Below are 18,831 nucleotides of genomic sequence, written 5' to 3' on the forward strand. Positions count from 1 at the left end.
TCCGATCCCCGAATTGTTTTACCCTCGGGCTTTCGCTCCTGTGAAGGCCAACGTCATGACCCGTAACCTGCGCCGTGTCCTGTGCATCAGCCTGCTGCTGCTCTCGCCCCTGGCAGTGGCCAGCACCGTTTTGGAAAACCCCCAGTGGCGCGTCGAACTCGACGCGGCGACCCTGGCCGTGCGCGTGACCCCGGCGGGCGGCGAACCAGTGCAAGCGGCCAGTGGCGTGGCGGCCCATCAGGTCAGCCGGTTGAAACAGTCCAAGCAACAGGCCAATTGGCAATGGGACAACGGCGCCTATCGCCTGAGCGCGACACTGGATCAGCGCGACCTGATTCTCACCGTCACCGCACGCGAGGCCGCGGAGCTTGAGCTTATCCGCCAGCCCGCCAGTGCCATGGGCAATGGCTTGATCTGGCCGTTGGCCGAGGGGCATTACATCCCTGCCGGCAATCGTCTCTGGCAGGACTTCCTGCTTGAGCAGGGCGACGTGAACAGCACCCAGGACCTGAGCCTGCCGTTATGGGGCGTCGACCATGGCCGCTTCACCCTCAACTGGCTTTTGACCAACCCCTACAACAATCGCTTGCAGTGGCAGGCCGAGGGCTCGCGCCTGGGCTTGTCGCTGCGCCATGAATTCACCGCCCTGGACCCCACTGCGCCCATGACCTTGCGTCTGAACCTGGGCGAGGCCGACTTGCTGGCCGGCGCCAAACGCTATCGCCAATGGCTGATAGAGCAGGGGCGCTACGAGCCTTTGGCAGACAAGCTGCAACAGATCCCCGCCGGCAAAAAACTGTTGGGCGCCAGCCATGTGTACCTGTGGGGCAATGACCTGCTGGGCCTGGGCGATGTGCGCGATTGGGCGCAGTTACGCACATTGCTGCGCGCCCCTGACGGGCTGGGCGCGCAACTCAATGGCCTGCTGGACCCGCAAGCGGCGCAGGTGGTGCAAGTCACCCTGCCGTTTCTGGATCGCTATCAGCAAGGCGTGCTGCTCAGAGGGCTTAACGCGGCGCTGAACAAAAAGGCGCGGCTGAACTGGCAGGCCCAGGTGCAGCCCGATATGCAGGCACTCGTCGCCGGCTACGGCGCAGTCCGTGAGGAACTGGCGTTGGCGTTTGCCAGCGCCTTGAACTCCGCCCCTCAAGCCTGGGGCAGCACGTTGTCGACAGCCACGATAAAGACCCTGCAGGACAGCGGCCTGCAACGCCTGCTGTTGACCCTGGGGGAGGGCTGGGAAGGCGGGCTCTGGCACCCCGAGGCGGTGCGCAAGGGGGTCGAGGCCGGATACTTGATGGCGCCCTATGACTCTTATGAAACCGCGCTGGCGGATAGCGAAAACCCCGATTGGATCACCGCGCACCTGGGCAGCCGCGCCCACCGAGACTGCGCGATCATGCTCAAGAACGGCCAGCTCAAGACGGGTTTCCAGAAATTCGGGCACTACACCGACCCGCGCTGCGTGCGCCCGTTGCTGCAGGCACGGGTGACAGCGGTGCAGGCCGCGGCCGGTTTCAATGCCTGGTTTCTCGATGCCTACGCCACCGGCATGCTGTTTGACAGCTACCGCTCAGTGCTGGGTATGACCCAGGCGCAGAACGCTGAAGGCAATGTCGATGCGGCACGCTGGATCGGCAGCCACCTCCAGGTGCCGGTGGGCTCCGAAGACGGCAACGCCACCACCGCCCGGGGTGTGTTGTTCGCCCATGGCATGCAGACGCCGGTCATGGGCTGGGGCGACCGCGAGATGACCCAGGACAAACAATCGTCTTACTACGTTGGGGCCTGGTACCCACCGGAACAGCCAGCGGTATTCTTCAAGCGCGTGCCACTCAAAGAGCCGCTGCGCACCGTGTACTTCGCCCCGGCGATGCGCCTGCCGTTGTATCAGGCGGTCTTCCATGGCTCGGTCATCACCACCCATCACTGGCTGTTCGACAGCCTGAAACTGAGCAATGTGCAGGCGCAGAACGAGCTGACCCAACTGCTTTACAACGTGCCGCCGCTCTATCACCTGAGTGCCGCTACGTTGAAGCAGCGCTTGCCAATGATCCAGCGCCAGGATGGGTTCTTTCGCCCATTGCATGAGCGCCTCGCGACCCAGGCACTGACGGATTTCCGCTGGCTGAGCAGCGACCGGCTGTTGCAGCAGACGACCTTTGCCGATGGCACGCGGTTGGTGGCCAATTTTGCGCAGGAGCAAAGGGAAGAATATGCGGGGCGCAGTGTGACGGCGTTGGTGGTGGGGGCAGGGCCGGTGGTGTATCAGGTGGATTAGCGGTGTTGTTGAGTCCATCGCGGGCAAGCCCGCTCCTACAGGGGGAACGCATTCCAATGTGGACTTGCCCGCGATGGCGTCCGCTCAGACAACCCCAACCTTACGCCACACACTGGCCAACCAAGGCTGCTGCTCGCGCGGCAGGCCTGCCGGGCGATAGTAGTGCTCCAGCTCCACAAACCCCGCCGTCGTCAGCAGCCCCTGCCAGGCCGCAAGGTCGTGGTACGAGCCATACCGCGGCCCGTTCCAGCCCTCCTGGTTTTCCCCTCGGGGGTTGGAGCTGAACAAGACGCCACCCGGCTTCAACGCCCCATGCAGTTGCCTGAGAATGCGCGGCAATTCCTGCTTGGGAATATGAAACAGCACCGCATTGGCAAAGATCCCATCGAACCGCCCGGCCGGTAGGTCCAGTTTGAGGAAGTCCTGGTGCAGTACCTCGCAGCCGCTGTCCTGGCGCGCCATCTGTGCAAACCGCTCGGCGCCGTCGAGCCCGACGGCGATATGTCCCAGGCGGGTAAACGTCTGCAAATCGCGCCCCGGCCCACAGCCGAAATCCAGCACGGTAAACGGTGCATCACCCTGGATATGCCGCAGCAACGCGTCGATGTTCTGGCTCACATCATGGTCGCGGGTGCCTTCGCGAAAATCCTCGGCCACCTGGTTGTAGTGGCCCAGGGTGGTGGAAGTAATCTGGTGGAGGTCGTCGGGGGCGAGTTTCATGGCAGTCGGCACCAGGGCAAAGAGAGGTGCCGACTATACCTCAGCGCTTGTTGAGCCCGCGCGCCAGGCGATCGCCGCCCAGTTGGATCACCGCCACCAGAATCACCAGCAGCACAATCACCGTGAGCATGATCTGGCTGTCGAAGCGTTGGTAGCCGTAGCGGTAGGCGATGTCCCCCAGGCCACCGGCGCCAATCGCCCCGGCCATGGCCGAGGAGTTGATCATGGTCACCAGGGTAATGGTGAACCCGCCGACAATCCCCGGCAGCGCTTCCGGCAACAGCACATGCCAGACGATATGCCAGCGCCGGCAGCCCATGGCCTGCGCCGCTTCGATCAGGCCGTGGTCGACTTCACGCAGGCTGACTTCGGCGATCCGCGCAAAGAACGGCGTGGCGGCGATGGTCAGCGGTACCACGGCTGCCCACACGCCATAGGTGGTGCCGACGATCAGCCGGGTGAAGGGGATCAGCGCCACCATCAGAATCAGGAACGGGATGGAGCGGAACAGATTGACGAACGCCCCCAGCACCCGGTTCAACGCCGGGGCCTGGTAGATGCCGCCCTTGTCGCTGGTCACCAGGAACACCGCCAGCGGGATCCCCACCAGCAACGCGATCAACGATGACACACCCACCATCAACAAGGTGTCGATGGCGCCCTGCAATAAACGATCAAACCACATAACCCAGCACCTCGACCTGTTGTGCCCAGCGCGTGGCGCGGGTGCGTAATGTGTCGGCGTCCAGGGTTGAGCCCGTCACCGCCAGCAGCAATTGCCCCAGCGCGTGGCCCTGGATGCGTTCGACCCCACCTTGCAGCAGGCGCACGCGCCCACCCAGGGCGCTGAACAGCGCGGCGAGGTCCGGTTCATCGGCACTGGCGCCGGTGAACTGCAGGCGCAGCACCACCGCCGCATGCGCCGACTGCGGCGTGGCCTGCAGGCGTTTTTGCAGCTCGTCGGGCAAGCCGTGTTGCAGGGGCGCCAGCAGGGTTTTGCTGACCTCGTGCCGAGGGTTGCCAAATACCTCCCACACCGGGCCTTGCTCGACGATCCGCCCATGTTCGAGCACCACCACGCGGTCGCAGATTTCGCGGATCACGGCCATCTCATGGGTGATCAGCACGATGGTCAGGCCCAGGCGCTGGTTGATCTCGCGCAACAGGCCGAGGATCGACTGGGTGGTTTCCGGGTCCAGGGCCGAGGTGGCTTCGTCGCACAGCAGGATCTGCGGGTCGTGCACCAGCGAGCGGGCGATGCCCACCCGTTGCTTCTGGCCGCCGGACAACTGCGCCGGGTACGCCTTGTGCTTGTCCTGCAAACCCACCAATTCCAGGAGCTCACGCACTTTTTGCTCGCGCTGTGGCTTGGGTACACCGGCCACTTTCAGCGGCAGTTCGACGTTCTGCCACACGGTCTTGGCCGACATCAGGTTGAAGTGCTGGAAGATCATGCCGATGCGCCGCCGCAGGGCCACCAGGCGGTCTTCGTCGAAGTCGCCGATATCCACCTGGTCGATCAACACCCGGCCGCTGCTGGGTTGTTCCAGGCGGTTGATGGTGCGGATCAGCGACGACTTGCCAGCGCCGCTGCGGCCGATGATGCCGAACACTTCGCCGCGCTGGATCGCCAGGTCGATGCCTTGCAGCGCGTGCACCGTACCGTCATAGGTTTTGCCCAGGTTGATAAAACGCACGTGGGCGTGGTTCAAGTCCGGATGCAGCTCTGTCTGCCGGGCGTCCGCGGGCGGTGTGCCGAGGTCGCGCAGTTGGGCGTTGGCGGCGCTCATATTCAGCCTTCCCAGCCGACTTGGTAGAGCTTGCCCAGGGATTTATCCAGGGCTGCGCGGACCACCGGCGAGTGCTGGTAGATCTCGACGAACTTGATCACCCGTGGGTCGCTGGTGCCTTTGGGCTGGGTCACGAACTGGATCACGTATTCCGGGTGGTCGAGGCCGTCGAACAGCAGCGCCGACTCGGCATTGAAGGTCTTGGACAGGCGGATATAGGCCGGGTAGCCCTGCACCAGGTCGGCATCGTCATAGGCGCGCACCAGCTGTACCGCTTCGACTTGCAGGATCTTGATTTTTTTCGGGTTGGCGACGATGTCTTCTTCGGTGGCCTTGTAGCCCACGCCCGGCTTGAGGGTGATCAAGCCTGCCTTGGCCAGCAGTTGCAGGCCACGCCCGCTGTTGATCGGGTCGTTGGCGATGGCCACGCTGGCGCCTTGGGGCAGCTCATCGAAGCTTTTGTATTTTTTCGAGTACAGGCCCACGTTGTTGATGATCCCGGGCTTGAACGGCACCAAGTCAAAACCGGCAGCGGCCTTGGCGTTTTCCAGGAACGGGATGTGCTGGAAGTAGTTCACGTCGATATCGCCGGCGGCGAGGCTGACGTTGGGCGCGATCCAGTCGGTGAACTCCACCAGCTCGACTTTCAGGCCCTGCTTGCCGGCCTCTTCGACGGCGGCCTCCAGGGGAATGGCGAAGGCGGCGGTGGTGCCGACTTTGAGCGGCGCATCGGCGGCAAAAACCGCCGAGCTGAACAGGCCGAGGGCCAGGGCCAGTGCCTTGACTGGGTGGGAGAGCAGTGTTTTTTTCATGGTCGATTTCCAGTCGTAACGTGTGGGTATGAGCAATAAAAATCTAAATGTGGGAGCGGGCTTGCTCGCGAATGCGGTGTGTCAGCTAGCAAATTCGGTGACTGGCACACCGCATTCGCGAGCAAGCCCGCTCCCACATTTTTGGGTTAGTGGCGGTAGGTGGAGCCGGTGTGTTGTTCGGGTAAGCGGGCATCGCGGTGGAACACTTTTTCGCGCAGTGTCCCGGTCTCATAAGCCGTCTTGTACGACCCACGCTTTTGCAGCTCGGGAATCACCAGATCAATGAAGTCCACATAGCTTTCCGGCGTAACAATGCGTGTGAGGTTGAAGCCATCCAGGCCGGTCTCGGCGATCCAGGACTCCAGCTCATCGGCCACCTGCGCAGGCGAACCCACCAGGGTGATATAGCGCCCGCCCAAAGCGTGCTGCTCCAGCAGTTTGCGACGGGTCCAGTCGTTGTTTTGCAAGGCCTTGGTGGCTGACTGGATGGCGTTGCTCTTCACGTATTGGATCGGTTCATCCAGTTCGTATTGCGAAAAGTCGATGGCGGTAGACGCACTGAAGTGCGCCACGCCGGCTTCGGCACTGGCGTAGCTCAGGTACTCGGCATGCTTGGCCCAGGCCAGTTCCTCGGTGGCGCCGACAATCACGTTGAGCCCCATGAACACCTTGATGTCGTGCGGGTTGCGCCCGGCCTCGACCGCGCTGGCGCGCACCTTGTCCACTTGCACCTGGGTCGCGGCCTTGTTCTGCCCGCTGATAAATACACACTCGGCATGGCGCCCGGCGAACAGCAGGCCGCGCTCCGAGCTACCGGCCTGGAACAGCACCGGCGTGCGCTGCGGCGAGGGCTCGCACAGGTGATAACCCTCCACCTGGTAGAACTCGCCATGGTGCTCGACCTTGTGCACCTTGCCCGGCTGGGCATAGATGCGTTGTTGCGGGTCGTTGAGTACCGCGTCGTCTTCCCAACTGCCTTCCCAGAGCTTGTACAGCACCTCCAAGTACTCGTCGGCCTGGTCGTAGCGCCGGTCATGCTCGACCTGTTCGGTGAGGCCCATGGCCTTGGCGGCGCTGTCCAGGTAGCCGGTGACGATGTTCCAGCCCACCCGCCCACGGCTCAGGTGATCCAGGGTGGACATGCGCCGGGCGAACAGATACGGCGGCTCATAGGTCAGGTTGGCGGTCAGCCCGAAGCCCAGGTTCCTGGTCACGGCGGCCATGGCCGAAACCAGCAGCAGCGGGTCGTTGACCGGCAGTTGGATGGACTCCTTGAGCGGCACGTCGACCGAGCCTTGATAGACGTCGTACACGCCAACGATATCGGCGATAAACAAACCGTCGAACAGGCCGCGCTCCAGCAGTTGCGCCAGTTCAGTCCAGTATTCGAGGGTTTTGTATTGGGTCGAGGTGTCCCGTGGATGGGTCCACAGGCCGTGGTTGATATGCCCGATGCAGTTCATGTTGAAGGCATTGAGCAGGATCTTTTTCTTCGCCATCAGATGGTCCCCCGCAGTGGCGGGTTTTCATCGTTGAGGTAGTAATTGCCCACCGCGTGATACTTCCAGCGCACCGGGTCGTGCAGGGTATGCACCCGGGCGTTGCGCCAGTGGCGGTCCAGGCCATGTTCGGCGAGGGTCGCCTGGCTGCCGGCGAGTTCGAACAGGGTGCTGCCGGCGGCCAGGGAAATCTCGGTGCTCAGGGCGCGTACTTCGGCCACGGCAATCGAGGCCGCTGCGACGGTTTGCGCGGTACTGTCGGCCTGGGCGCGGTCGAGGAATTCGCCGGACCGCTCCAGCAGGGCTTCGGTGGCGTGCAGGCGCACGCTCAGGTGGCCGAAGCTCTTGAGGGTCAGTGGGTCTTCACTGGCCTTGTCGTTGCCCGAGTCGATCCACGGCCGGGTCTTGGTGCGCACAAAATGCAGGGCATCTTCAAAGGCCGCGCGGGCGATGCCGGTGTCGATGGCGGCGTGGAGGATCTGGGCCAGCGGGCCCACGGTGGTCGGGCGCTCGAAGGCGCTTTGGAACGGGATCACGTCTGCGGCCGCGACCCAAACGTTGTCGAACACCACCGAGCCGCTACCGGTGGTGCGCTGGCCAAAGCCGCTCCAGTCGTCGATCACCGTCAGGCCCTGGCTGTCGTGCGGGACAAAGGCCAGTTGCTGCACGCCGTGCTCGTCCACCACCGATGTGGGAATGCGCTGGGCGTAGATCGCGCCGGTGGCGTAGAACTTACGGCCACTGATACGAAACCCGTCGCCGTCACGGGTAATCGCGGTCACCCGGTCATGGGCGGTCTTGGTACCCAGTTCCGCCAGGGCATTGCCAAAGCGCTGGCCGGCCAGGACTTCGGCGTACAGGCGCTGTTGCTGCGCCGGGCTGCCATTTACCCGCAGCACTTCCAGGGCATAGAAATGGTTCTGCGGGATCTGCCCCAATGAGGCATCGGCCTGGGCAATCAGGGCGATGACCTTGGCCAGGGTGACGTTGGATACGCCAGCGCCGCCGTAGGCCTTGGGCACGCTGATGCCCCACAGGCCGGAACGGGAAAAGGCTTCCAGTTCGGCGAGCGGCAGGCGGCGTTCGCGGTCGCGCAGGGCGCTGTCACGGCGAAAGTCTTCGGCCAGGTCGCTGGCGACAATCAGGGCTTGTTCATCGCTGGTGATGACCGCGACGGGATGGGAAAGCGTCATGTTTTTCTCCAGAGGTCTGGTCGTCAGATCCAGGAATGCCGGGCCGGCAATGTTCCATTGAGGTGCCAAGCGCCCACCGCGTGATATTTCCAGCGCACCGGGTCGTGCAGGGTGTGTACCCGGGCATTGCGCCAGTGGCGGTCGAGGTTGAATTCGGCGAGGGTGGCGCGGCTGCCGGCCAGTTCGAAGAGCTTCTCGCTGACCAGCAACGAGACTTCGGTGGTCAGCACCTTGGCTTGGGCCACGGCAATCGAGGCCCGGGCGGCGGAGTGCTCGGTGATGGGCGCGGCGCTGACCTGGTCCAACACTTGGCCGGCCTTGCGCAACAGGGCTTCGGCGGCGTGCAGCTCGATTTTCAGTTTGCCGATATCGGCAATCACGTAGAGGTCATCACTGGCCCGCTCGACCTTGGCGTCGATCCAGGGTCGTGCGCGCTCACGCACAAAACTGATGGTGTCGTCGAGGGCGCCGCGGGCGATGCCGGCGTCGATGGCCGCCTGGATCAATTGCGAGACCGCGCCCTGGATGCCCGGGGTTTGCCCCAGGCGCCAGGTCGGCACCACCAGGTCGGCGTCTACCGGCACATTGTTGAGCAGCACGGTGCCGCTGGCGGTGGTGCGTTGGCCAAAACCCGACCAGTCATCGACGATGCGCAGGCCCGGCGTGCCCCGTCGCACAAACGCCATGACCTGGCGGCCTTCGTCATCCAGGGCCTTGACCGCGACCCAATGGGCGAACAGCGCGCCGGTGGAGTAGAACTTCTGGCCGTTGATGACAAGGCCGTCACCCTCGGCGCTGATCCGCGCCTTCAAATCCAGGGTGTTTTTGGTGCCGCGTTCCGGGCCGCCGTTGCCGATGCGCCAGCCATCCAGCACGCTTTGGAACAGCTGTTTTTTCTGCTCTTGGCTGGCCGCACCTTGCAGCAGGTGCAAGATGCCGAAGTGGTTCTGCGGGATCTGCCCCAGGGCCGGGTCGGCGGCGCTGATAATGGCGAACACCTCGGCCAGGGTCACGAACGACACTTGTGGGCCACCGTATTCGCGGGGGATGGAAATACTGCCCAGGCCACTGCGGGTGAACTGTTCGAGTTCGGCCCAGGGCAGTTTGCGCTGGCGGTCGCGCAACCCGGCTTGCAGGCGGGCAGCCTGGGCAAGCTCGTGGGCGGCGGCGAGGGCTTCACTGTCGTTGCGCAGCACCTTGGCGGGCAATAGCAGCGGGGCGATATCCAGATCGCTCTGGAGGGGCGATTGCGCCAAGTTAGACATCGGTGCGCCCCTGCGTGGCTACACGTAATGCCCTGGCGTTGTGCACCGGGGTAATTTTGACCATACCTACCTCACATCCGTGGAAAGCTTAAAAATCAGGAATGTCCGGTGGTCCGGTGTATATACCCTAAGCGTGTTTATTTTTTAAATAAACTAACTTTTAGGAATATGCATAGAAGGTCTGTCACCCCGGCTCGCAAGGCGAGCCAGGACGCCGTGGCTGGTACACCGACGGATGGCCGGCCGGGCCATGGGCCTGGGCCTGGCCGATGCTCACGGTGCGTGGCGGGGCCCAGCGGGAGTTGTTGCCCACACGGTCGATCACGCAGTAGGTGACCTCCTGGCGTGCATCGTCGCCCGCGTCGAGGATCAGCGCCGAAGGCACCCAGACATGCACCGGCCGGCCCACCTCGTGGGCCTGGATGGGCGGCAGGTCAAGGCGCGCGTCGCCCCAGCGCAGGGTGATTGCATCGCCGGTGGCCATGTTCAGGTAGGGTTCGATGATCAACGGCACGCCCCGGCGGATCTGGCTGGGGTTGACGCCATGGCGGCGAATGGTTTCCGGCAGGCCGACCGGGGCCAGGCTCTGGTTTTCTTCACCACACAGCACCGATGGCTGGCCGCCAGGGCACGCGGTCTTGACCTGCACGCGGGTGATCAGGGAGCGCGCCGGGCCGCGCCCCACTTGCATGACCCGGTAATGAATCCGTGCGGCGCCATTTTGCACAAAACTCTCGGGCACCCGCAGGCTGCTGGGCTGGCCGATATCGGCGGCGCCTACGCGCTTGGAGGCGGCAAAGCAGTTATTCCAGAACAGCTCGATCAGGTCGCCCTTGCCCATGTTTGGGTAGGGGGCGATATCGACCTGCAAATGGGTGGCGGCGTGCGCATTGATACCTTGTTTGAGGGCCTGGGGCACTGTCGGCGCGGCGAACATGGCCAGGGGGGGAAGGTGCTTCATAAATAATCTCCTTGATGCAGCCAGCAGCGATCGTTCCGAGCCCCGGAGGGGGGTTCGAAAGGAACGATTTTTTGAAAAGCCAGGATGGGATCCAATCCTCTGGGCCTTAGATAAGAGGGTTGACCAGGGAGCGTCAATGGCGGCAAAAGGCTAAACGGCGGGTTTGGGATTATTCAGATGGGTCTGACTGGGAGGGGGTGTAAAGGCGGGTTTGGGTAGGGTGCTTTTCTATGTGATGAGCGCCGATCCCTGTAGGAGCGAGCTTGCTCGCGAAGAACGCCCAGACGACACGGTTAATCTGATTTCGCGCGTTATCGTTGAGGTTTTTCGCGAGCAAGCTCGCTCCTACAGTGAGTGGGGGGTTAGTGGGTGAGGAATTTGCTGAGGAACTGCCGGGTCCGTTCTTCCCTGGGGTTGGCAAACAGCGCCTTGGCTTCGCCTTGCTCGACGATCACGCCCTTGTCGAAAAAGATCACCCGGTTGGCCACGTCACGGGCAAAACTCATTTCGTGGGTGACGATGACCATGGTGCGGTTCTCTTCGGCCAGGCTGCGGATGGTCGCCAGTACTTCGCCCACCAACTCTGGGTCGAGGGCCGAGGTCGGCTCATCGAACAGGATGACTTCCGGTTCCATCGCCAAGGCCCGGGCAATGGCCACCCGTTGCTGCTGGCCACCGGACAGGCGCCGGGGGTAGGCGTCTTCCTTGCCCGCCAGGCCAACCTTGGCCAGTAGCGAGCGACCGAGGCGATCGGCGGCTTCGCGTGGCATCTTCTTGACCACCAGCGGCCCTTCGATGACGTTTTCCAGCGCGGTGCGGTGGGGGAACAGGTTGAAGTTCTGGAACACAAAGCCCACATGCTGGCGCAGGCGCCGCACCAGGCTTTGTTGCTGGTTGAGCGGACGGCTGCCGTCGATCTGGATGTCGCCGACCTTGATCCGGCCGCTGGTGGGTTCTTCAAGGAAGTTCAGGCAGCGCAGGAAGGTGGTCTTGCCAGACCCGCTGGGGCCGATGATGGCGACGACTTCGCCTTCCTTGACCTCCAGGTCGATCCCGTTGAGCACCACTTGGCCCTTGAATTGTTTGGTCAGTTTTTCAACCACGATCATGCGTCAAGACTCCAGGTCATGCCGGTTGACCCGGTCTTCCAGGCGATTTTGAAAATGCGCCAGGATGCTTGCCAGGACCCAGTAGATCAGGGCCGCGGACAGGTACATGGTGAAAATTTCAAAGGTGCGCGCAGACACCAGTTGGGCCTGGCGGAACAGTTCGGGCACCTGGATGGTGGCGGCCAGCGCCGTGTCCTTGACCAGCGAAATAAAGCTGTTGCCCAAAGGCGGCAGGGCCGTGCGCATGGCCTGCGGCAGGATGGCCCGGCGCAGGGTTTGCGCGCGGGTCATGCCGATACTGGCGGCAGCTTCCCACTGGCCACGTTCGATGGAGCCGATGGCGGCGCGCAGGATTTCACAGGCGTAGGCAGCCATGTTCAGCGAAAAGCCGATCATCGCCGCCGGGATCGGATCCAGCTCGATCCCCACTTGCGGCAAGCCGTAGTAGATCAAAAACAGCTGTACCAGCAACGGCGTGCCGCGAAAGAACGAGACGTACACCCGGGCGGTCCAGCTCAAGAGCTTGAAGCGCGACAGGCGCATCAAGGCCAGGCCGAAGCCCAGCAGCAAGCCGAAAAACATCCCGCCGAGGCTGAGGATCACCGTGTAGTACGCGCCCTTGAGCAGAAAGGGCGCGGAGTCGAGCGCGAGTTGGAAACCTGCTTCCATTATTGAGTGACGTCAGCGTTGAAGTATTTCTCGGACAGCTTCTTCAAGGTGCCGTCGGCGCGCAGTTTGTCGAGGGCCTGGTTGACCGCTTCAAGCAGCTCAGGCTCGCCTTTGCGCAAGGCAATCCCGGCTTCCTGGCGGGAGAAGGCTTCACCGGCAGCGGCGGTGTCCGTGGCTTTTTTCGCATATTCCAGGGCCGCCAGGCGGTCGATCAGAATCGCGTCGATACGGCCGATGCGCAGGTCCTGGAACTTGGTCGGGTCGTCGTTATAGGTCTTGATGATGGCCTTGGGTTGGTTGTCCTTGAGCCATTGTTCGTAGTTGGTGCCCAGGCCTACCCCGACTTTCTTGCCGGCCAGGTCATCGGCGGTCTTGATGGTGTCGACGTTTTTCGCCAGGGTCAGGGCCTGGATCCCGGAGACGGTGTAGGGCTTGGAGAAATCGTACTTTTTCTGGCGCTCTTCGGAGATCGTCACCTGGTTGACCACGGCGTCGAGGCGCTTGGATTCCAGTGCGGCGAGGATGCCGTCCCACGGTGTGGCTTGCAGCTTGACCTTGACGCCCAGCTCCTTGGCCAGGGCTTCGGACAGCTCGACTTCAAAGCCGCTGAGCTTGCCGCTTTCATCGACGAAGCTGAACGGTGGGTAGGTGCCTTCCAGGCCGATCTTGATCTCGCCGGCCTTCTTGATCTTGCCCAGTTGCTCGCCGGCAACCGCCTGGCCCAGCAACCCGGCGCCAAGGGCCAGGCCCAATGTGCCAACCAGCAACGTTCGACGCAATACAGAAATAGTCATGACAAGCCCCTGTGTTTTTTGTGGTGTGCGAAGCAGGTGACGCAGTGGTCGTATCCTGCCCTAAAAACGCGGTGTGTGGGAGCGCGACTATAGGGCGAGGTTTAAAGCGTTAAAAATAATATAAATTCAATTTTATATTCTATTAAGGAATATGTGAGCGATGAAAATTCAATTGTGGGAGCGGGCTTGCTCGCGAATGCGGTGGGTCATTGATGGATAGTTTGACTGATACACCGCGTTCGCGAGCAAGCCCGCTCCCACATTTAGTAGGCATGCCTCCCGTCAGAACAATGAGTCATAGGCAAACAACGCCGGCGCCCCGCCGGTGTGCAGGAAGATGATCGGCCCGTCTTCGAACGCCCCGCGTCCGATGCCGTCCAGCAACCCGGCCATGGCCTTGCCGGTGTAGACCGGGTCGAGCAGCAGGCCTTCCTGGCTCGCCAGCAGCTTGATTGCCGCCAGGGTGCCGGCGTTGGGTTCGCCGTAGCGCGGGGCGAAGTATTCGTCCCACAGGATCACCTTGAACGCGTCGGGTACCTCCACTCCCAGCAACTGCGCCGTGCGCTTGGCCAGGCCTTGGACCTTGGGCCGTTGCGCTTCGTCGGTGCGCGATACGGTGACGCCAATCACCGGCAAGTCCGGCTGCACTTCACTCAATGCCAGGGCCAGGCCGCTGTGGGTGCCGGCGCTGCCGGATGCCAGGACCACCGCCGCGAATTGCAGGCCGCTGGCGTCAATCTGCGCGGCCAGTTCCAGCCCGGCGCGCACATAGCCCAGGGCGCCCAGGGCGTTGGAGCCGCCGATCGGCACCAGATAGGGATTTTTGCCATTGCTGCGCAGGCGCTCGGCCAGGGCATGGAGTTGCTCGTCGGCGTTGTCCAGGTTTTCGACGAGTTCGACCTTGGCGTCGAACAGCTCTACCAACAAGCGGTTGCCATTGCCCAGGTAGTTGGGGTCGTCGGTGCCTGTGGGGTTTTCCAGCAGGGCGACACAGCCCAGGCCCAGCTTGGCCGCCAGGGCGGCGGTCTGGCGCACATGGTTGGACTGGATCGCACCGGCGGTGATCAGCGTATCGGCGCCCTGGGCCAGGGCATCGGCGGCGAGGTATTCGAGCTTGCGCAGTTTGTTGCCGCCCATGGCCAGCGGCGTGGTGTCGTCGCGCTTGATGTAGATATCACGGCCCAGCCAGGTCGACAGTCGTTCGAGTTTTTCCAGGGCGGTGGCGCCACCCAGCAGTTCCAGACGATTAAAACGGTCGAGCTGTTGTTTGATCATGGTCACGCACGGGTAAGAGGAGATGGGAAGGACTATAGGCAGGGCTTTTTGCGCGGGCAACTGCCAGTTGCTTATGCTCTGCGGTTATTAGCATTGCACCATTGGTTCTTAAGGGCGGCCCGGTTGCATACCGTAAAGTGATGGCCATTACGTCAGGAGTGAATACCGTGAGCGAGCGTTCCAGTCATTGGCAATTACAGACCATCGTCAGCCAGTTGCGTGGCGCCCGGGACCAGTGGCGCACGCGCAACGGCCGGGTCAGCGGCGAGCAGGGCGGTCGCGAATTACCTTCCCGTGATGCGGTGGCGCAGATTCTCGAGGCGTTGTGTGGCGCACTGTTCCCCATGCGCCTGGGGCCGGTGGATTTGCGCGAGGAGAGCGAAGACTTTTACGTCGGCCATACCCTCGATGTGGCGCTCAATGCCTTGCTCGCCCAAGCCCGCCTGGAGTTGCGCTATGCCGCGCGCCAAGGCGGCCATGCCGATAATGAAGTCGATGCATTGGCCATTCGCCTGATCCAGGACTTTGCCCTGGCCTTGCCGGCGTTGCGCAGCCTGTTGGACACCGATGTGCTGGCCGCCTATCACGGCGACCCGGCCGCGCGCAGTGTGGATGAGGTGTTGCTGTGCTACCCGGGGATCCTGGCGGTGATCCACCATCGCCTGGCCCACCATTTGTATCGCGCCGGGCTGCCTCTGCTGGCGCGGATCAGCGCGGAAATCGCCCACTCGGCCACCGGCATCGATATCCACCCTGGCGCGCAGATCGGCCCGAGCTTCTTTATCGACCACGGTACGGGTGTGGTGATTGGCGAGACGGCGATCATTGGCGAGCGGGTGCGTATCTACCAGGCGGTAACCCTGGGCGCCAAGCGTTTCCCGGCGGATGAGGATGGGCAGTTGCAGAAGGGCCATCCGCGCCACCCGATTGTGGAGGACGATGTCGTGATCTATGCCGGGGCGACGATTCTGGGGCGGATCACCATCGGCAAGGGCTCGACCATTGGCGGCAATGTGTGGCTGACCCGCAGCGTGCCGACGGGGGCGAACATCACGCAGGCGAATTTGCAGCATGATGATGGGACGCAGAAGTAGTGTTGAAGTAGCGACGATCTAATGTGGGAGCGGGCTTGCTCGCGAATGCGGTGTGTCAGCCACTGACTTTGTGCCTGACACACCGCATTCGCGAGCAAGCCCGCTCCCACATTTTTTGCCTGTATTCCAAATTCAACCAGCAATCGCTGAACGTTTTGCCTTTCTCGCCCGTCATACCCTTCCTTGAGCTAGTGTAGGAATTACCTACCACTCAGCCTTGCGATTAGTCCCAGACCGCCTATTCATGTTTAACTTGAACGTTCGTTCAAGTTAAACCGGTGGTTCGCTGCCCGCTCACAACAGGAGGCTTACCTTTGCTGAGTCCGTTTTATACAGCCACATCCAACACCCTCGAGGTGCACCGTTCATGAGTGCCTCGTCTGCCCCTCCAAGCGGCCTGGTGCGCATGAATGCGCCGGTGTTTTACTTCGCCGCGAGCTTCATCCTGCTATTTGGCCTAACCGTCATCGCGATCCCCGAACAGGCTGGCGCCTGGTTGCTGGCCGCGCAAAACTGGGCGGCCAATACGGTCGGCTGGTACTACATGCTGGCGATGACCCTGTATCTGGTCTTCGTGGTGGTCACCGCGTTGTCTGGCTACGGCAAGATCAAACTCGGTGCCGACCACGACGAGCCCGAATTCAGTTATTTGTCCTGGGCCGGCATGCTGTTTGCCGCCGGGATCAGCATCACGCTGTTTTTCTTCTGCGTCTCGGAGCCCTTGACCCACCTGGTGCAACCACCCCAGGGCGAGGCCTTGAACGCCGATGCGGCGCGCCAGGCCATGCAGGTGCTGTTCCTGCATTGGGGCCTGCACGGCTGGGGCGTATTTGCGTTCGTCGGCATGGCCCTGGCGTACTTCGCTTACCGGCATAACCTGCCGCTGGCCTTGCGTTCGGCGCTGTACCCGCTGATCGGCAAGCGCATCAACGGCCCTATTGGCTATGCAGTGGATGGCTTTGGCATTATCGCCACGGTGTTCGGCCTGGGGGCCGATATGGGCTTTGGGGTGCTGCACCTCAACTCGGGACTGGACTACCTGTTCGGCATCGCCCACACCCAATGGATCCAGGTCGGCCTGATCACCCTGATGATGGGCGCGGCGATCCTGGTCGCGGTGGCCGGTGTCGACAAGGGTGTGCGCGTCATGTCCGACATCAACATGCTGCTGGCCTGTGCGCTGCTGCTGTTTGTGCTGTTCGCCGGGCCCACCCAGCATTTGCTCAACACCCTGATCCAGAACATCGGTGACTACCTCGGCGCATTGCCGAGCAAGAGTTTTGATGTGTACGCCTACGACAAGCCCAGCGACTGGCTCGGCGGTTGGACCGTGTTCTACTGGGCCTGGTGGATCGCGTGGTCGCCGTTCGTGGGCCTGTTCATCGCACGGATTTCCCGTGGCCGCACCATCCGCGAGTTCGTCTTCGGCGTGCTGCTGATCCCGCTGGGCTTCACCCTGGCGTGGATGTCGATCTTCGGCAACAGCGCCATTGACCAGGTGCTCAACCACGGCATGGTCGCCCTGGGTCAGTCGGCCATCGACGACCCCTCGATGAGCCTCTACCTGCTGCTGGAAACCTACCCGTGGAGCAAGACCGTGATCGCGGTCACGGTGTTTATCAGCTTTGTGTTCTTTGTCACTTCGGCCGACTCCGGCACCGTGGTGCTGTCGACCCTGTCGTCCAAGGGTGGCAACGCCGATGAAGACGGGCCCAAGTGGCTGCGGGTGTTCTGGGGCGCGATGACCGCGCTGGTGACCAGCGCCTTGCTGTTTGCCGGCAGCATAGACTCGCTCAAGTCCGCAGTCGTGCTGACCTCGCTGCCGTTCTCGTTGATCCTGCTGTTGATGATGTGGGGGCTGCACAAGGCGTTCTACCTCGAATCCCAGAAGCAGATTGCCCAACTGCACTCCCTGGCCCCCGTATCGGCATCCCGCAAGGGCCGTGGCGGCTGGCGCCAGCGCTTGAGCCAGGCGGTGCATTTCCCTTCACGGGACGAGGTCTACCGCTTCCTCGAAACCACAGTACGCCCGGCCATTGAGGAAGTGACTGCGGTGTTTGTCGAGAAAGGCCTGAACGTCGTCACCCAGCCCGACCCGTCCAACGACAGCGTCAGCCTGGAAATCGGCCACGGCGAAGAGCATCCGTTTGTCTACCAGGTGCAGATGCGTGGCTACTTCACGCCGTCCTTTGCCCGTGGTGGCATGGGCTCCAAAGAGATGAACAACCGTCGCTACTACCGCGCGGAAGTACACCTGAGCGAGGGTAGCCAGGACTACGACTTGGTGGGCTACACCAAGGAGCAGATCATCAACGACATCCTCGACCAGTACGAGCGGCATCTGCAGTTCCTGCATCTGGTGCGCTGAACAAACTGTAGGCGCGAGCTTGCTCGTGAAGATCGCCAACGAAAACGCGGGGCATCTGATGCCCCGCAGCGTCCTTGGGTTTTTCGCGAGCAAGCTCGCCCCTACAAGGGCCTGTTAGAAGGGCACGTCACCCAGGATTGTTGCCCGATGCATCACCCGTCGTTGTGGCCGGTAGTCGTCCACGGCGTAGTGCTGGGTGACGCGGTTGTCCCAGAAGGCCACGTCGTTGGCTTGCCAGCGCCAGCGGATAGTGAATTCCGGGCGAGTGGCGTGGGCGAACAGCAGTTTGAGGATGACCTCGCTTTCGGCCGGTTCCAGTTCGTTGATCTTGCTGGTGAAGCCGTCGCTGACAAACAGCGATTTGCGCCCGCTGACCGGGTGCGTGCGAATCACCGGGTGCGACAGTGGCGGGTTTTTCCTGCGTGCTTCTTCCCAGCGGGCCAGGTCTTGGGCGGTGTTGCCGTAACGCTCCAGAGGGAACGAGCGAGTGAAGTCGTGGGTCGCCGTCAGGCCGGTCAAAAAGCCCTTCATCGGTTCCGATAACGCCTCAAAGGCCGCGATGCCGCTGGCCCACAAGGTGTCACCGCCAAAGGCCGGCAGCAGCTTGGCGCTGAGCACGGCGCCCATGGCTGGCGTGGGCAGGAAGGTCACGTCGGTGTGCCAGATGGCGTTGTCGCGCACGTCGGTGACGGCGGTGTCGAGGATCAGCACTTCGGGTTGTTCCGGCACGTTGGGGTAGATCGGGTGAATGTGCAGGTCACCGAAATTCGCCGCGAAGCGCGCTTGCTGTTGCGGGGTGATCGGCTGGTCGCGAAAGAACAGTACCGAATGCTGGAGCAGCGCCTGCTCGATGGCGTCGCGCTGTTCGAGGTTCAGCGGCTGGGCAATATCGACGCCACTGATCTGGGCGCCCAGGGCGCTGCTTAAGGGGGTAACGGTCAGGCGGCTCATGCTCTTCTCGCAAATGTCGGGCGCCGAGATGCCGGCGTAGTCAGTGCTGT

At 62.6% G+C, this 18,831-nt stretch carries 16 protein-coding genes; 3 read left to right on the top strand and 13 right to left on the bottom strand.

What is annotated here, in order from left to right:
- Positions 1-55: 55 nt before the first annotated feature.
- Positions 56-2,281, top strand: a complete 2,226-nt coding sequence (locus FIV38_RS06495; protein ID WP_092232708.1) for a glycoside hydrolase — start codon at positions 56-58, stop codon at positions 2,279-2,281.
- Positions 2,282-2,365: 84 nt separating this feature from the next.
- On the opposite strand, the gene FIV38_RS06500 is transcribed toward FIV38_RS06495, so the two are convergent.
- The 12 genes from FIV38_RS06500 to FIV38_RS06555 form a co-directional block, all read right to left on the bottom strand.
- Positions 2,366-3,001, bottom strand: coding sequence for a class I SAM-dependent methyltransferase (locus tag FIV38_RS06500; RefSeq protein WP_092232711.1), 636 nt, complete (start codon positions 2,999-3,001; stop codon positions 2,366-2,368).
- Positions 3,002-3,041: 40 nt separating this feature from the next.
- Positions 3,042-3,686 (bottom strand): methionine ABC transporter permease, encoded by a 645-nt coding sequence (locus FIV38_RS06505; RefSeq protein WP_029299545.1) that lies wholly within the window; start codon positions 3,684-3,686, stop codon positions 3,042-3,044.
- On the bottom strand, positions 3,676-4,791 hold the full coding sequence (locus FIV38_RS06510; RefSeq protein WP_070995010.1) for a methionine ABC transporter ATP-binding protein: 1,116 nt from the start codon (positions 4,789-4,791) through the stop codon (positions 3,676-3,678). The genes FIV38_RS06505 and FIV38_RS06510 overlap by 11 nt, the downstream gene beginning before the upstream one ends.
- A 2-nt stretch (positions 4,792-4,793) precedes the next feature.
- Positions 4,794-5,603 (bottom strand): MetQ/NlpA family ABC transporter substrate-binding protein, encoded by an 810-nt coding sequence (locus tag FIV38_RS06515; protein WP_029299550.1) that lies wholly within the window; start codon positions 5,601-5,603, stop codon positions 4,794-4,796.
- Positions 5,604-5,749: 146 nt separating this feature from the next.
- Entirely contained in the window at positions 5,750-7,102 is a 1,353-nt protein-coding gene (locus FIV38_RS06520; protein ID WP_092232714.1) for an LLM class flavin-dependent oxidoreductase, read from the bottom strand.
- A complete protein-coding gene (locus tag FIV38_RS06525) occupies positions 7,102-8,295 on the bottom strand; it encodes an SfnB family sulfur acquisition oxidoreductase (protein WP_092232716.1) in 1,194 nt (397 codons plus the stop codon). Before FIV38_RS06525 ends, FIV38_RS06520 begins: the two co-directional genes overlap by 1 nt.
- A gap of 23 nt (positions 8,296-8,318) precedes the next feature.
- Complete coding sequence (locus FIV38_RS06530) at positions 8,319-9,560, bottom strand: SfnB family sulfur acquisition oxidoreductase (protein ID WP_092232718.1); 1,242 nt, start codon at positions 9,558-9,560, stop codon at positions 8,319-8,321.
- 184 nt (positions 9,561-9,744) lie between these two features.
- Entirely contained in the window at positions 9,745-10,521 is a 777-nt protein-coding gene (locus FIV38_RS06535; protein ID WP_029299557.1) for a hypothetical protein, read from the bottom strand.
- Positions 10,522-10,883: 362 nt separating this feature from the next.
- A complete protein-coding gene (gene tcyN, locus FIV38_RS06540) occupies positions 10,884-11,630 on the bottom strand; it encodes an L-cystine ABC transporter ATP-binding protein TcyN (protein ID WP_029299559.1) in 747 nt (248 codons plus the stop codon).
- 3 nt (positions 11,631-11,633) lie between these two features.
- A complete protein-coding gene (tcyL, locus tag FIV38_RS06545; RefSeq protein WP_029299561.1) occupies positions 11,634-12,299 on the bottom strand; it encodes a cystine ABC transporter permease in 666 nt (221 codons plus the stop codon).
- Complete coding sequence (gene tcyJ / locus FIV38_RS06550) at positions 12,299-13,093, bottom strand: cystine ABC transporter substrate-binding protein (RefSeq protein WP_029299562.1); 795 nt, start codon at positions 13,091-13,093, stop codon at positions 12,299-12,301. The genes tcyL and tcyJ overlap by 1 nt, the downstream gene beginning before the upstream one ends.
- Before the next feature lie 282 nt (positions 13,094-13,375).
- Positions 13,376-14,368 carry a D-cysteine desulfhydrase gene (locus tag FIV38_RS06555; RefSeq protein WP_092232720.1) on the bottom strand — a complete coding sequence of 331 codons (993 nt, stop codon included), beginning with the start codon at positions 14,366-14,368 and terminating at the stop codon, positions 13,376-13,378.
- 167 nt (positions 14,369-14,535) lie between these two features.
- On the opposite strand from FIV38_RS06555, the gene epsC reads away from it, so the two are divergent.
- Complete coding sequence (epsC, locus tag FIV38_RS06560; protein WP_092232723.1) at positions 14,536-15,462, top strand: serine O-acetyltransferase EpsC; 927 nt, start codon at positions 14,536-14,538, stop codon at positions 15,460-15,462.
- A gap of 406 nt (positions 15,463-15,868) precedes the next feature.
- Positions 15,869-17,830 carry a choline transporter BetT gene (gene betT / locus FIV38_RS06565; RefSeq protein WP_166647830.1) on the top strand — a complete coding sequence of 654 codons (1,962 nt, stop codon included), beginning with the start codon at positions 15,869-15,871 and terminating at the stop codon, positions 17,828-17,830.
- 114 nt (positions 17,831-17,944) lie between these two features.
- On the opposite strand, the gene tauD is transcribed toward betT, so the two are convergent.
- On the bottom strand, positions 17,945-18,781 hold the full coding sequence (gene tauD, locus FIV38_RS06570) for a taurine dioxygenase (protein WP_029299765.1): 837 nt from the start codon (positions 18,779-18,781) through the stop codon (positions 17,945-17,947).
- Between the last annotated feature and the right edge of the window lie 50 nt (positions 18,782-18,831).

Origin of the sequence: Pseudomonas proteolytica (assembly GCF_007858275.1) — a bacterium.
In the GTDB taxonomy this organism is placed as follows: Bacteria; Pseudomonadota; Gammaproteobacteria; order Pseudomonadales; family Pseudomonadaceae; genus Aquipseudomonas; species Aquipseudomonas proteolytica.